Source organism: Sulfitobacter sp. D7 (genome assembly GCF_003611275.1).
In the GTDB taxonomy this organism is placed as follows: Bacteria; Pseudomonadota; Alphaproteobacteria; order Rhodobacterales; family Rhodobacteraceae; genus Sulfitobacter; species Sulfitobacter profundi.
The window spans coordinates 607,603-620,505 of sequence record NZ_CP020694.1 but is presented as its reverse complement, the minus strand read 5'-3'; the positions used below and the strand labels follow the sequence as shown (position 1 = coordinate 620,505).

Sequence of the window (12,903 nt, the reverse complement as noted above, 5' to 3'; positions counted from 1 at the left end):
GTGTTCAGCCCTCTATTTCCGCTGTCTCCAGCACCGCATGGAGCAGCACATCCGCCCCCGCCTTGGCCCAATCCTTGGTGATGTCTTCGGCCTCATTGTGGCTCAGACCATCGACACAGGGGCACATCACCATCGCCGTGGGCGCCACCCGGTTGATCCAGCAGGCGTCATGCCCCGCGCCCGAAATCAAGTTCATATGGCTATAGCCCAACCGCTCGGCGGCATTGCGCACAGCCGTGACACAGCCATCATCAAAGGCCACGGGGTCGAAACCGCCGACCTTTTCAAACTCGATCTGCACATCCATATCATCGGCGATCTTTTGGCCCTCGTCGCGCAGACGGGCCTCCATATCCTCGATCACGGCCAGTTCGGGTGACCGGAAATCGACGGTAAACACCGTCTTGCCCGGGATCACGTTGCGCGAGTTCGGGTAGACTTCGATATGGCCTGCCGCCCCCACCGCATGGGGCGCATGGCTGAGCGCGATTTCGTTCACCTTATCCAGCACCCGCGCCATGCCCAGCCCCGCATCGCGGCGCATCGGCATCGGGGTGGAACCGGTGTGGCTGTCCTTGCCGATGATCGTTACCTGCGTCCAGCTCAGGCCCTGCCCGTGGGTCACGACGCCGATGTCCTTGCCCTCGGATTCCAAAATCGGGCCCTGTTCGATGTGCAGTTCAAAGAAGGCATGCATCTTGCGCGCGCCGACTTCCTCATCGCCCTTCCAGCCGATGCGCTGCAACTCGTCGCCAAAGCTCTTGCCCTCGGCGTCGGTGCGCGCGTAGGCCCAGTCTTGGGTGTGGATGCCAGCAAAAACCCCCGACGACAGCATCGCGGGGGCGTAACGGGTGCCTTCTTCGTTGGTGAAGTTGGTCACGACGATCGGATGTTTGGTCTTGATGCCCAGATCGTTCATCGTGCGGATGATCTCCAACCCGCCGAGCACGCCAAGGATGCCATCGTATTTCCCGCCCGTGGGCTGGGTGTCGAGGTGGCTGCCCACATAGACCGGCAGCGCATCGGGATCGGTGCCCTCCCGCTGGGCGAACATATTGCCCATCTGGTCAAGACCCATGGTGCAGCCCGCGTCTTCGCACCACTTTTGGAACAGGGCGCGGCCTTCGGCATCTTCGTCGGTCAGCGTCTGACGGTTATTCCCCCCCGCCACGCCGGGGCCGATCTTGGCCATCTCCATCAAGGAATCCCACAGGCGGTCAGGATCAATCTTGAGGTTCTCTCCGGGCGCGGGCATAGGTCACTCCTCTGTATTGGCTTTGGCCATTGTTTTTTTACCATTTGGTAAATCCACGATTGCGATTAGGTTAGGCTCTGTCAAGAACTGGTTTGAAACAACCCGCCGCCGATCCGGCAAACGCCTTTTTTAGCAGCACCAAGGATCATTGCCTTGCCCGAAACCACCGCCAAAAAACCCAGCCGCATCCAAAGACGCAACCGCCGGGTGATTCTGGATGCCGCGCTCGAAGTCTTCTCGAAACATGGCTACCGGGGCGCCACGCTGGATCAAATCGCCGCCGAGGCTGGGCTGAGCAAACCGAATATTCTCTATTACTTCAATGGCAAAGAAGACATTCACGTCACTTTGCTGTCGCAGCTTATGGAAACATGGCTTGACCCGCTGGTCGAGCTAGACCCCGATGGCGACCCCCGGCGCGAGATTTTGGACTATGTCGAGCGCAAGCTGACCATGTCGCGCGAACTCCCGCGCGAAAGCCGGCTTTTCGCCAATGAAATTCTGCAAGGCGCGCCGCGGATCGAGCCAGAGTTGAAGCGCCACCTCAAACCGCTCTTTGACGAGAAATGCACCGTGATCGCGGGCTGGGTGGCGGCGGGCAAACTGCCCCCGCTGGACCCGCAACATCTGATTTTCTCCATCTGGGCCACAACGCAGCACTACGCGGATTTCGAGGCACAGGCGCAAATTCTGCTCGGACCCGAGACCGATCCCCGCCCCCGCGCACAGGCGCATCTTCAGGCGATGTTTGGCGCGCTTTTGGACCTGCCGGAGCCATCGGCAAACGGTTAACCATAGCCGCCAGAGATGGACCGCGTTTAATCCCCCATTAACATTTCCGCCGCAATCTGCCTGCGGGTGTGGGCTCCTTAGTAGTTAGAGGGGCAGTGATGAATGTAGGTGATTTTAACGGCGCAGGGGCTGCGCGGAATGCGAAGGGACTGAATGCAAAGGGGTCTGATGAAGCGGCGAGCGCGCGACCGATCCCGCGCGAAGAGATGGCGCGGGATGCGGCCATGGCAGTGATTGCGGCGCGGCGCGATCTGGCACGGATGGTCCCGCAGCCATCTGCCGAAACCACCGCCCCGTCGCGCAGAAACTCCTGAACGCAGGGCGGCGGCCTTGACTTACTCTGCCGGTTCAACCGCTTTGGCAGAGGGGTTGTTGGGGTGCGTGGTCCAGTTGGCGTAGTCCGGCGTCACCGTCTTGCCAGTGCGCAGGTCGGTGGCACCCACGGCCAATTCTTCCATTGAGATACAGTCTTCGACAGGACACACATTGACGCAAAGGTTACAGGCCACGCATTCCTCTTCGATCACGGTAAAGGTGCGGTCCTCGGACATGGCGATGGCTTGGTGGCTGGTATCCTCGCAGGCGGCAAAGCAGCGGCCACAAGAGATGCACAAGTCCTGATCGATCTTCGCCTTGGCGACGTAGTTCAGGTTCAGCTGGTTCCAGTCGGTAACATTCGGCACCGCGCGGCCCACAAGCTCATCGACCGAGGTCATGCCCTTCTCGTCCATATACTCCGACAGGCCCGAGATCATCTCTTGGACCACCTTGAAGCCATAGGTCATCGCCGCCGTGCAGACCTGCACGTTCCCCGCGCCGAGGGCCAGAAACTCAGCCGCGTCGCGCCATGTTGTGACGCCACCGATGCCGCTGATCGGCAGGCCGTGGGTCTCAGGATTACGCGCAATCTCGGCCACCATGTTGAGCGCGATCGGCTTCACCGCCGGGCCGCAATAGCCGCCATGGGTGCCCTTGCCGTCGATCATCGGTTCTGGCGCAAAGAGGTCCAGATCGACCGAGGTGATCGAATTGATCGTGTTGATCAGGCTCACCGCATCCGCGCCACCGCGCTTGGCGGCCTCGGCGGGGTAGAGCACATTGGTGATGTTCGGCGTCAGCTTCACGATCACCGGCATCCGCGTGTACATCTTGCACCAGCGGGTGACCATCTCGATATATTCCGGCACCTGCCCCACGGCGGACCCCATGCCGCGCTCGGCCATGCCATGGGGGCAACCGAAGTTCAGCTCGATCCCGTCGGCCCCGGTTTCTTCCACATGCGGCAGGATCGCTTTCCACGCTTCCTCCTCGCAAGGCACCATGATCGAGGCAATCAGCGCCCGATCCGGGTAGTCGCGTTTCACCGCCTTCATCTCGCGCAGGTTCACTTCCAGCGGGCGGTCGGTGATCAACTCGATGTTGTTCAGCCCCAGCAGCCGCCGATCCGCGCCATAGATCGCGCCGTAGCGCGGGCCATTGACGTTAACCACGGGCGGGCCTTCCATGCCGAGGGTCTTCCAGACCACCCCGCCCCAGCCCGCCTCATAGGCGCGGCGCACGTTGTATTCCTTGTCCGTCGGCGGCGCCGAGGCCAGCCAGAACGGGTTGGGGGATTTGATCCCGATGAAATCGCTTCTCAGATCAGCCATGTTATGTCTCCCTCTCGGCGCGGCCTCAGCCCGCCGCCCCCATCAATGTGGTGTGAATGTCCATCGCCGCGTCGCGGCCCTCGGCCACAGCGGTCACCGTGAGGTCATCACCACCGCTGGCGCAATCGCCCCCGGCCCAAACGCCATCCAGACTGGTGCGCCCGGTGCCATCAACCTTGATCTTGCGCCCGTCGAGATCGGGCAGCCCGTCGCCCAACAGCGTCTGACCGATGGCCTTGAACACCTGATCCGCTTGCAGACGCAGGGTTTGGCCGGTGCCCTTCATCGCCTCATCGACATATTCAAACTCGATCTCGCGCACCGAGCCATTGCCATGCACCGCGATCGGCACTGCATGGGTCACGATCCGCACCCCTTTGGAGGCGGCGAGGTCTTGCTCAAACACACTCGCGTTCATCCGGTCGCGACCACGGCGATAGACCAGCGTCACGTTCAACGCGCCCAGCAGTTTCGCCTGCACCGCGGCATCGACTGCCGTCATGCCGCCACCGATCACCACCACGTCGCGGCCAATCGGCACGCCTGACATGTCGCCCGACTGGCGCAGCTCCGAGATGAAATCGACCGCATTGGCGACCCCGGCCTTATCCTCGCCTTCGGCCCCAAGCGCATTGACGCCCACCAGCCCCATGCCGAGGAAAACCGCGTCATAGTCGGTCTTCAATTCCTCAAGCGTGACATCGCGCCCCACAGCGACCTCGTGCCGGAAGGTGATGCCACCGATTTGCATCAGCCAATCTACCTCGGCCTGCGCAAAGCCGTTCGGCGTTTTGTAAGCAGCGATGCCATATTCGTTGAGCCCGCCGGGCTTGGGCCGTGCATCAAGGATTTCGACCTCATGGCCCAGCATCGCCAGACGGTGGGCGCAGGACAGACCCGCAGGGCCCGCACCAACCACAACAACACGTTTGCCCGTCACGGCCGCACGCTCAAAAGGATGCACGTCTTGGGCCTGCAAATGGTCGGTGGCATAACGCTGCAACTGGCCGATCAACACCGGCTTGCCCTCGGCCACCTCACGCACACAGACCTCCTCGCAGAGCGTTTCGGTCGGGCAGACCCGCGCACACATGCCGCCAAGGATGTTCTGGCTGAGGATCGTCTTGGCCGCCGCATCGGGGGTGCCGGTGGCGATCTGGCGGATGAACAGCGGAATGTCGATGTCGGTCGGACAGGCCGTCATGCAAGGTGCGTCATGGCAGAAGTAACAGCGGTCCGCCGCGACCAGAGCCTCATGTTCGTCCAAGGGTGGATGGAGATCCGAAAACCCCTCTGCGTAGTTCTGCGGCTCTAACCGCCCCGGAACGATCCCCGGCTCAAAGACATCTCGTGCCATATCAAAATCCCTGTCGTTTTCTTGGTGTTTTGAAAATGCTCACACGGAATCATTTTTTTATCAACTGGTAAATTTTTGAAAAGCGCGACTTCCCGAAAAACCCGTGACACCTGCCAGTTTTGTAACAGGCAGGTTATATTTCATGGGCGCTTCCTTGCTTGCCCCATGCCGCCCCGTAAAAATCCTTGATTTTAAAAATAGAGATTCCAATATCACAACTGCGACGCGAAGACTTTTCGACCCGGCTGCCCTAAGGCTCCAGCGATCACGAATTCGACCGAGCCGCGCTGCCGCATGTTGCGGGCAGATCAGACAGAGGGAGACACGGGTCATGGCTACTGGCACCGTCAAATGGTTCAACACGACAAAAGGCTACGGCTTCATCGCGCCGGACAGCGGCGGCAAAGACATCTTTGTCCATATTTCCGCAGTAGAGCGCGCAGGCCTGACCGGGCTTGCCGACAATCAAAAGGTTACCTTTGATGTCGAAGCAGGCCGTGATGGCCGCGAAAGCGCGAGCAACATCGCGCTGGCCTGACCGGGCCACATTTCGATGATCGAAACGGACGCTGCGGCGTCCGTTTTTTGTTAGCGGGTCTCTACGGCCTGTGCGGCAAGCTTGGCCACCGCCGGGCCAATATCCTCCACGATCAGCGCCACGCCTTCGGCATTGGGATGGATGCCATCCCCTTGAAAATAGCGCTGCACCGTCTCGCTCCGCGCGCTGGCCGCGCCCTTTTCCTCGGCCAGAAGTCCGGTAAAGAAATCCGGGTAGAACTGCGTTCCATGGGCTTCGGCCAAGTCGGGATAGAGCGCTTCGAAATCGGCCTTATACCCCGCGCCGTAATTGCCCGGTGCCGACATGCCGACCAGCAGCACCTCAACCTCGGCGCGCTTTGCCGCCGCAAGAATGTCATCGATGTTGCCGCGCGCCTGCGCCGGGTCCAGCCCGCGCAGCATGTCATTGCCCCCCAGTGTCACGATCATCGCGTCGACTTCGGGCGTCAGGGTCCAATCCACCCGCGCCCGCCCCCCAGCGGTCGTATCGCCCGAAACACCCGCATTGACGATTTTCGCCTCAACGCCTTCGGCATCCAGCCATGCCTGCAATTGCGGCACGAACCCCTCTTCGGTGGGCAGGCCATAGCCTTGGGTCAGACTGTCGCCAAGGGCGGCGATCACCACCTCTTCGGCCTGTGCCGCGCTGCCTAAAATAAAGGCACAACAGATCAATACCTTGCGCATCCTTCACGGACCTCCATATCCAACTGATACTCAGAACAAAGGCGGCCCGATGAGCGACCCAGTCTATGACCTTCAAGATGTCACGCTAAGCCTCAAGGGCAATGCCGGAACCGTCGATATTCTGCGCGGCATTTCGCTGCAGGTCCAGCAAGGGGAAAGCATCGCGCTGACCGGGGCGTCGGGATCGGGCAAATCTTCGCTGCTGATGGTCATGGGCGGGCTTGAGCGTGCCACGGGCGGCAAGGTCATGGCCCTTGGCCATGATCTCAGCGCGCTGCGCGAGGATGGGCTGGCCCAGTTTCGCCAAGGCCGCATGGGGATTGTGTTTCAGTCCTTCCACCTCATTCCCACCATGACCGCGCTGGAGAATGTCGCCACACCGCTGGAGCTTTCGGGGGCCGAGGACGCCTTTGACCGCGCGCGCAGCGAGTTGGAGGCCGTCGGTCTTGGCCACCGGATTGATCAATACCCTGCGCAAATGTCAGGCGGCGAGCAGCAGCGCGTGGCCCTCGCCCGCGCCGCCGCCCCGCGCCCAGCGATCCTGCTGGCGGATGAGCCGACAGGCAGCCTCGACAGCCGCAATGGCGCGGCGATCATGGACCTGCTGTTTGAGCTGCGCGACCGCCATGGCGCGACGCTGGTGCTGGTGACCCATGCCGACGATCTGGCCGCGCGTTGTGACCGGGTGGTGCAATTGGCCGACGGGCGTCTCGCATGAGCCTGTCCCTCGCGGCCCGTTTCGCCCGCCGTGAGATGCGCGGCGGATTGCGCGGTTTTCGTCTGCTGCTGGCCTGCCTCGCGCTCGGCGTGGCCGCTTTGGCCGCCGTAGGCTCGGTCCGCGCTGCGATTGAAGCGGGGCTGGAAGCCGAGGGTGCCGCACTTTTGGGCGGCGATGCCGAACTTGATTTCACCTATCGATCGGCCAGCCCAGATGAGCAGGCGTGGATGGCCGAGCGGGCCGAACGTGTGTCTGAAATCGTTGAGTTCCGCTCTATGGCAGTGGTCGGCGCGGGGGACACGTCAGAACGCGCACTGACGCAGGTCAAGGCGGTGGACGACCTCTATCCATTGATCGGTGAGATGGTATTAGACCCGGCCCTGCCGCTGGAGCAGGCGCTTGAGATCGGGCCCGAAGGACGGCCCGGCGCCGTGATGGAACGTGCCTTGTCGGACAGGCTCGGCCTTGCCCCGGGCGATGTTTTTGCCCTCGGCGAAACCGAATTGCGCCTGACGGCCCTGATTGAACGCGAACCGGATTCCGCCGCCAGTGGCTTCTCGCTCGGTCCTCGCACGCTGGTGCGGCGCGCCGCGCTGGATGGCTCGGGCCTGCTCGCACCGGGGACGCTCTTTAACAGCAAATATCGGCTCGATCTGCCCGAAGGCACCGCGCTTGACCCGTTGGAATCCGAGGCCGAGGCGCGGTTTGCCGACGCCGGGATGCGCTGGACCGATGCCCGCAACGGCGCGCCCGGCGTGGCGCGTTTCGTCGAACGGCTCAGCGCCTTTCTGGTGCTGGTGGGGCTGTCGGGGCTGGCCGTGGGCGGGGTCGGCGTCGCGGCGGCGGTGCGGGCCTATCTGCAACGCAAGACCGCTGTGATCGCCACCTTCCGCGCCATGGGCGCAACCCGGGCGACGATCTTCCAGACCTACTTCATTCAGGTCGGGCTGCTGGCCGTGATGGGCGTGGCGCTTGGCCTGCTGATCGGTGCCGGGCTGCCTCTGTTGCTTTCCCCGTTGATCGAAGCGCAACTGCCCCTTCCCGCCCGTTTTGCGATTTATCCCGCCCCGCTGGCCGAGGCCGCGCTATACGGGTTGCTCACGGCCGCGCTCTTCACCCTTTGGCCGCTGGCCCGAAGCGCTGACGTGCGTGCCGCCACCCTGTTTCGCGATGATTGGCAGCGCCAATCGCCTTTGCCCGGCGCGCCCTACCTCGTGGCGATGGCGCTGCTTTTGGCCGCGCTCTTGGCGCTGGCGGGCTGGTTTAACGGATCGTGGTCGCTCACGCTTTGGACGCTTGGCGGCTTGGCGGCGACGCTGGCGGTGCTGGCGCTGGCGGCAGCCGTGTTGCGGCTGATCGCGCGGGCCGCAGCCAAGCGCGTGCGGGGGCATCCGCGCCTGCGGTGGGCGCTCGCGGCGATAGGCGGACCGGGCGAAGGGGCCACGGCGGTGGTGCTGGCGCTTGGGCTGGGCCTGTCGGTCTTGGCGGCAGTGGGCCAGATTGACGGCAATCTGCGCCGTGCGATTTCGGGCAATCTGCCGGATGTGGCGCCGTCTTATTTCTTTGTCGACATCCAGAAGGACCAGATCGACGGTTTCACCGAAAGGCTCAACAGCGATGCGGCGGTCGGCCGGGTTGAAAGCGCCCCGATGCTGCGCGGCGTGGTGACCGAGATCAACGGCCAACCGGCCCAAGAGGTGGCGGGCGATCACTGGGTGGTGCGCGGCGACCGGGGCATCACCTATGCCGCAAAGCCGGGCGAAGACACGCGGATCACGGTGGGAGACTGGTGGGCCGAAGACTACACCGGCCCGCCGCAGATCAGCTTTGCCGCCGAAGAGGCCGAGGAACTGGGGTTGAGCCTTGGCGACAGCCTGACCCTCAACGTGCTGGGCCGCGCCATCACCGGCGAGATCACCAGCTTCCGCGAGGTTGATTTCTCGACCGCCGGGATCGGCTTTGTGCTGACGATGAACCCCGCTGCACTGGCCGGCGCGCCGCATAGTTTCATCTCGACCGTCTATGCCGCGCCAGAGGCCGAAACCGCGATCCTGCGGGATCTGGCCGAAGCCTATCCCAACATCACCGCGATCCGGGTGCGCGATGCGATCGACCGGGTGGCGGCGGTGCTGGCGGGGCTGGCCTCGGCGATTTCATTCGGGGCGCTGGCGACGCTTGCAACCGGCTTCATGGTGCTGATCGGTGCGGCAGCCGCAGGCACCGGGGCGCGCAGCTATGAGGCGGCGCTTCTGAAAACCATGGGCGCTTCGCGGCGAACCATTGCCAGCAGCTTTGTGCTGCGTGCGGCCCTGCTGGGTCTCTTTGCCGGGGGCGTCGCGCTGATGGCAGGCATCGCGGGTGGCTGGGCGGTGAGCCATTACGTGATGGAGACCGATTTCACCGTGGTCTGGCCCAACGCGCTGATGATCATCGCAGGCGGGGTGCTGGCGACGGTCTTGGCGGGCTTGGGCTTTGCGCTGAGGGCGCTGAACGCCCGGCCTGCGGATATGCTAAGGGCGCAGGAATGATCCCGCGCCCTTTGGCTGTCTTGGTGGTCTGATCACTCCGCCGCTTCGGCGTAGTCCTCCAGCGGTGGGCAGGTGCAGATCAGGTTGCGGTCGCCGTGCACGTTGTCGACACGGTTGACCGGCGGCCAGTATTTGTCGACCCGGAAGGCCCCCGGAGGGAAGCAGCCCTGCTCGCGGCTGTAGGGCCGGTCGCCCCATTCCACCACCAGATCCTCCACCGTATGCGGTGCGTTTTTCAGCGGATTGTTGGCCCGATCCATGCGGCCCTCTTCGATCTCGCGGATCTCTTCGCGGATCGCCAGCATGGCGTCGCAGAAACGGTCCAACTCGGCCTTGGTCTCAGACTCCGTCGGCTCCACCATTAGCGTGCCCGCCACCGGCCAAGACATCGTTGGCGCGTGGAAGCCGCAGTCAACCAGCCGCTTGGCGACGTCTTCGTTGGTGATGCCCGCGGTTTCCTCATAGGGGCGCACGTCGATGATGCACTCATGCGCCACCCGACCGCTCGGCCCTTTATACAGCACGTCATAGGCCCCTTCGAGACGCTTGGCGATGTAGTTGGCATTGAGGATCGCGGCGCGGGTCGCCTGCGTCAGACCGTCACCGCCCATCATCAGGCAGTAAGACCAAGAGATCGGCAACAGCGAGGGCGAGCCGTAAGGCGCCGCCGAGACCGCGGCCCCCTCTTCGTTCGGGTGGCCCGGCAGATGCGCGATCAGATGCGATTTCACACCGATCGGACCCATGCCGGGGCCCCCGCCGCCATGCGGGATGCAGAAAGTCTTGTGCAGGTTGAGGTGGCTCACGTCGCCGCCCAGATCGCCGGGGCGCGACAGGCCCACCATCGCGTTCATATTGGCGCCGTCGATATAGACTTGGCCGCCGTGGTCATGGGTGATCTTGGTCACCTCATGCACGGTTTCCTCGAACACGCCGTGGGTCGACGGGTAAGTGATCATGCAACCGGCAAGGTTTTCGCTGTGCTGCTCGGCCTTGGCGCGGAAATCGTCAAGGTCGATGTCACCATTGGCGGCGGTCTTGATGACCACGACCTTCCAACCCACCATCTGCGCGGAGGCCGGGTTGGTGCCATGGGCGCTCATCGGAATAAGGCAGATGTTGCGATGCCCCTCGCCCTTGGCGCGGTGATAGGCGGCGATGGTCAAGAGCCCCGCATATTCGCCCTGCGCGCCCGAGTTCGGCTGCATCGAAATCGCGTCATAGCCGGTGATCTCGCACAGTTTGTCCGACAGATCGTCGATCATTTCCTGATAGCCAAGCGCCTGATCGGCGGGCACGAAGGGATGGATCAGCGAGAATTCACGCCACGTCACCGGCATCATCTCAGCCGCCGAGTTCAACTTCATCGTGCAAGACCCCAGCGGGATCATCGCCCGGTCCAGCGCCAGATCACGGTCGGCCAAGCGGCGCATGTAGCGCATCATCTCGGTCTCGGCCCGGTTCATGTGGAAAATCGGGTGGGTGAGGTAGTCGCTCGTGCGGACCATCGCGTCGGGCAGACGGTACTCAGGCGTGAAATCATCATCCGCCTGACGGATGCCAAAGGCGCGCCAGACCGCTTCGATGGTGTCGGGGCGGGTGCGCTCGTCCAGCGTGATGCCCACTTTGGTCCCGCCCACACGGCGCAGGTTGATGCCTTCGTCCACGGCGGATTTCATCACCGCGGCCTGCAAGGGGCCGACCTCGACGGTGACCGTGTCGAAATAGCTCTCGGGCTGCACGTCAAAGCCAGCGGCCTCCAGGCCCTTCGCCAGACGCACTGTCTTGCGGTGGATGCGCTGCGCGATGGCTTTCAAGCCTTCCGGCCCGTGGAACACGGCATACATCGAGGCCATCACGGCCAGCAGCGCCTGCGCAGTGCAAACGTTCGAGGTCGCCTTCTCGCGGCGGATGTGTTGCTCGCGGGTTTGCAGCGACAGACGGTAGGCGCGGTTGCCATGGGCGTCGATGGACACGCCGACAATCCGCCCCGGCATGGCGCGCTTCATGGAATCCTTGCAGGCCATATAAGCAGCGTGCGGGCCGCCATAGCCCTCGGGCACGCCAAAACGCTGCGTGCTGCCCACGGCGATGTCGGCCCCCATCGCGCCCGGCTCTTTCAGCAGGGTCAGCGACAATGGGTCGGCGGTGACGATGCCGACGGCCTTGGCCTCATGCAGGGCCGCCATGTGATCGGTGAAGTCGCGCACATGGCCGTAGGTGCCCGGATACTGGAAGATCGCGCCAAAAACCTTTTCCGCGTCCATCTCTTCGGGTTCACCGACCATGACCTCAATGCCCAAAGGCTCGGCCCGGGTCTTCATCACGGCGATGTTTTGCGGGTGGCAATTGCTATCGATAAAGAAGCCCTTGGCCTTGGATTTCGAACTGCGCAGCGCCATGGTCATCGCCTCGGCGCAGGCGGTGGCCTCATCCAGAAGCGACGCATTGGCGATTTCCAACCCGGTAAGGTCGCTCACCATCGTCTGGAAATTGAGCAACGCTTCCAGGCGGCCCTGCGAAATTTCGGGCTGATAGGGCGTGTAGGCGGTGTACCACGCGGGGTTCTCAAGAATATTCCGCTGGATCGCCGGAGGCGTGACGGTGCCGTGATAGCCCTGCCCGATCAGGCTGGTGAGCACCTTGTTCTTGCCCGCAACCTTGCGCATGTGCTCAAGCACCTCGCGCTCGCTCATCGCCTTGCCGAAATCAAGCGGCTGTTTCGCACGGATCGCCTTGGGTAACGTGTCGTCGATCAGCGCATCAAGGCTTTCGGCGCCCACGGTGTCGAGCATCTGCGACATTTCGGAAGGGGACGGGCCAATGTGACGCCGGTTGGCGAAATCATAGGGCAGATAATCGGTGGGCTTGAAGCTCATGTCGGGTTCCTCGTCACGGCGCGGCAGCGGCGCCCCCTGTTTGTGGCGCGCCGCCCAAAGCGGGCGACGCAGGTAATCAGCCGCGCGCCGGTCCCCCGGCACGCGCGGCGGTTTAGCCGATGAATTTCTGGTAGGCGGCTTCGTCCATGAAGTCGTCCATCTGGCTGGCATCGGTGAACTTCATCTTGAAGAACCATGCATCGCCCTGCGGGTCATCGTTGACCATGCTGGGGTTGTCCGTGAGCGTGCTGTTCACCTCGGTGATCTCACCGTCGATCGGGGCGAGGATGTCCGACGCCGCCTTGACGGATTCGATCACCACAACCTCGTCATCCTTGCTGACGGTGGTGCCTTCGTCGGGCAGTTCCACGAATACGACATCGCCCAACTGCTCGGCGGCGTGTGTGGTGATGCCCACGACCACTTCGTCACCCTCGACGCGCAGCCATTCATGTTCTTCGGTAAATTTCATATCGGATT

General features: G+C 63.1%; 11 protein-coding genes. 5 read left to right on the top strand and 6 right to left on the bottom strand.

Features of this window, described 5'->3' with window-relative positions; genetic code table 11:
• Positions 1-4: 4 nt before the first annotated feature.
• Complete coding sequence (locus B5M07_RS03040; RefSeq protein WP_120350165.1) at positions 5-1,255, bottom strand: Zn-dependent hydrolase; 1,251 nt, start codon at positions 1,253-1,255, stop codon at positions 5-7.
• A 153-nt stretch (positions 1,256-1,408) separates the two neighbouring features.
• Here B5M07_RS03040 and B5M07_RS03035 point away from each other — a divergent pair, with 153 nt between their 5' ends.
• Entirely contained in the window at positions 1,409-2,047 is a 639-nt protein-coding gene (locus B5M07_RS03035) for a TetR family transcriptional regulator C-terminal domain-containing protein (RefSeq protein WP_120350164.1), read from the top strand.
• Between the two features lie 98 nt (positions 2,048-2,145).
• Positions 2,146-2,361, top strand: a complete 216-nt coding sequence (locus B5M07_RS03030) for a hypothetical protein (protein WP_067937291.1) — start codon at positions 2,146-2,148, stop codon at positions 2,359-2,361.
• Positions 2,362-2,382: 21 nt separating this feature from the next.
• Here B5M07_RS03030 and preA read toward each other — a convergent pair whose 3' ends face one another.
• Together preA and B5M07_RS03020 are read right to left on the bottom strand one after the other, a co-directional pair.
• The gene (gene preA / locus B5M07_RS03025) at positions 2,383-3,696 is read right to left on the bottom strand and encodes an NAD-dependent dihydropyrimidine dehydrogenase subunit PreA (protein WP_120350163.1); all 1,314 of its coding nucleotides are present in this window, start codon (positions 3,694-3,696) and stop codon (positions 2,383-2,385) included.
• A gap of 25 nt (positions 3,697-3,721) precedes the next feature.
• Positions 3,722-5,053, bottom strand: a complete 1,332-nt coding sequence (locus B5M07_RS03020; protein WP_067938604.1) for an NAD(P)-dependent oxidoreductase — start codon at positions 5,051-5,053, stop codon at positions 3,722-3,724.
• A 331-nt stretch (positions 5,054-5,384) separates the two neighbouring features.
• Here B5M07_RS03020 and B5M07_RS03015 point away from each other — a divergent pair, with 331 nt between their 5' ends.
• Positions 5,385-5,591 carry a cold-shock protein gene (locus B5M07_RS03015; protein WP_067623368.1) on the top strand — a complete coding sequence of 69 codons (207 nt, stop codon included), beginning with the start codon at positions 5,385-5,387 and terminating at the stop codon, positions 5,589-5,591.
• A 50-nt stretch (positions 5,592-5,641) separates the two neighbouring features.
• Here the strand turns inward: B5M07_RS03015 and B5M07_RS03010 are convergent, their stop codons facing one another.
• Positions 5,642-6,298 (bottom strand): arylesterase, encoded by a 657-nt coding sequence (locus B5M07_RS03010; protein WP_120350162.1) that lies wholly within the window; start codon positions 6,296-6,298, stop codon positions 5,642-5,644.
• Positions 6,299-6,347: 49 nt separating this feature from the next.
• On the opposite strand from B5M07_RS03010, the gene B5M07_RS03005 reads away from it, so the two are divergent.
• Positions 6,348-7,016: an ABC transporter ATP-binding protein gene (locus tag B5M07_RS03005; protein WP_067623362.1), complete on the top strand. Its 669-nt coding sequence runs from the start codon at positions 6,348-6,350 to the stop codon at positions 7,014-7,016.
• On the top strand, positions 7,013-9,544 hold the full coding sequence (locus tag B5M07_RS03000; RefSeq protein ID WP_120350161.1) for an ABC transporter permease: 2,532 nt from the start codon (positions 7,013-7,015) through the stop codon (positions 9,542-9,544). Before B5M07_RS03005 ends, B5M07_RS03000 begins: the two co-directional genes overlap by 4 nt.
• 32 nt (positions 9,545-9,576) lie before the next feature.
• Here the strand turns inward: B5M07_RS03000 and gcvP are convergent, their stop codons facing one another.
• On the bottom strand, positions 9,577-12,423 hold the full coding sequence (gene gcvP / locus B5M07_RS02995; protein ID WP_120352137.1) for an aminomethyl-transferring glycine dehydrogenase: 2,847 nt from the start codon (positions 12,421-12,423) through the stop codon (positions 9,577-9,579).
• Positions 12,424-12,535: 112 nt separating this feature from the next.
• Positions 12,536-12,895: a glycine cleavage system protein GcvH gene (gcvH, locus tag B5M07_RS02990; protein ID WP_067623356.1), complete on the bottom strand. Its 360-nt coding sequence runs from the start codon at positions 12,893-12,895 to the stop codon at positions 12,536-12,538.
• Between the last annotated feature and the right edge of the window lie 8 nt (positions 12,896-12,903).

Coding starts and splice junctions, on each gene's coding strand:
- B5M07_RS03040 (WP_120350165.1), bottom strand. CDS start 1,255: ATGCCCGCGCCCGGAGAGAACCTCAAGATTGATCCTGACCGCCTGTGG.
- B5M07_RS03000 (WP_120350161.1), top strand. CDS start 7,013: ATGAGCCTGTCCCTCGCGGCCCGTTTCGCCCGCCGTGAGATGCGCGGC.
- B5M07_RS03020 (WP_067938604.1), bottom strand. CDS start 5,053: ATGGCACGAGATGTCTTTGAGCCGGGGATCGTTCCGGGGCGGTTAGAG.
- preA (WP_120350163.1), bottom strand. CDS start 3,696: ATGGCTGATCTGAGAAGCGATTTCATCGGGATCAAATCCCCCAACCCG.
- B5M07_RS03005 (WP_067623362.1), top strand. CDS start 6,348: ATGAGCGACCCAGTCTATGACCTTCAAGATGTCACGCTAAGCCTCAAG.
- gcvH (WP_067623356.1), bottom strand. CDS start 12,895: ATGAAATTTACCGAAGAACATGAATGGCTGCGCGTCGAGGGTGACGAA.
- gcvP (WP_120352137.1), bottom strand. CDS start 12,423: ATGAGCTTCAAGCCCACCGATTATCTGCCCTATGATTTCGCCAACCGG.
- B5M07_RS03010 (WP_120350162.1), bottom strand. CDS start 6,298: ATGCGCAAGGTATTGATCTGTTGTGCCTTTATTTTAGGCAGCGCGGCA.
- B5M07_RS03015 (WP_067623368.1), top strand. CDS start 5,385: ATGGCTACTGGCACCGTCAAATGGTTCAACACGACAAAAGGCTACGGC.
- B5M07_RS03030 (WP_067937291.1), top strand. CDS start 2,146: ATGAATGTAGGTGATTTTAACGGCGCAGGGGCTGCGCGGAATGCGAAG.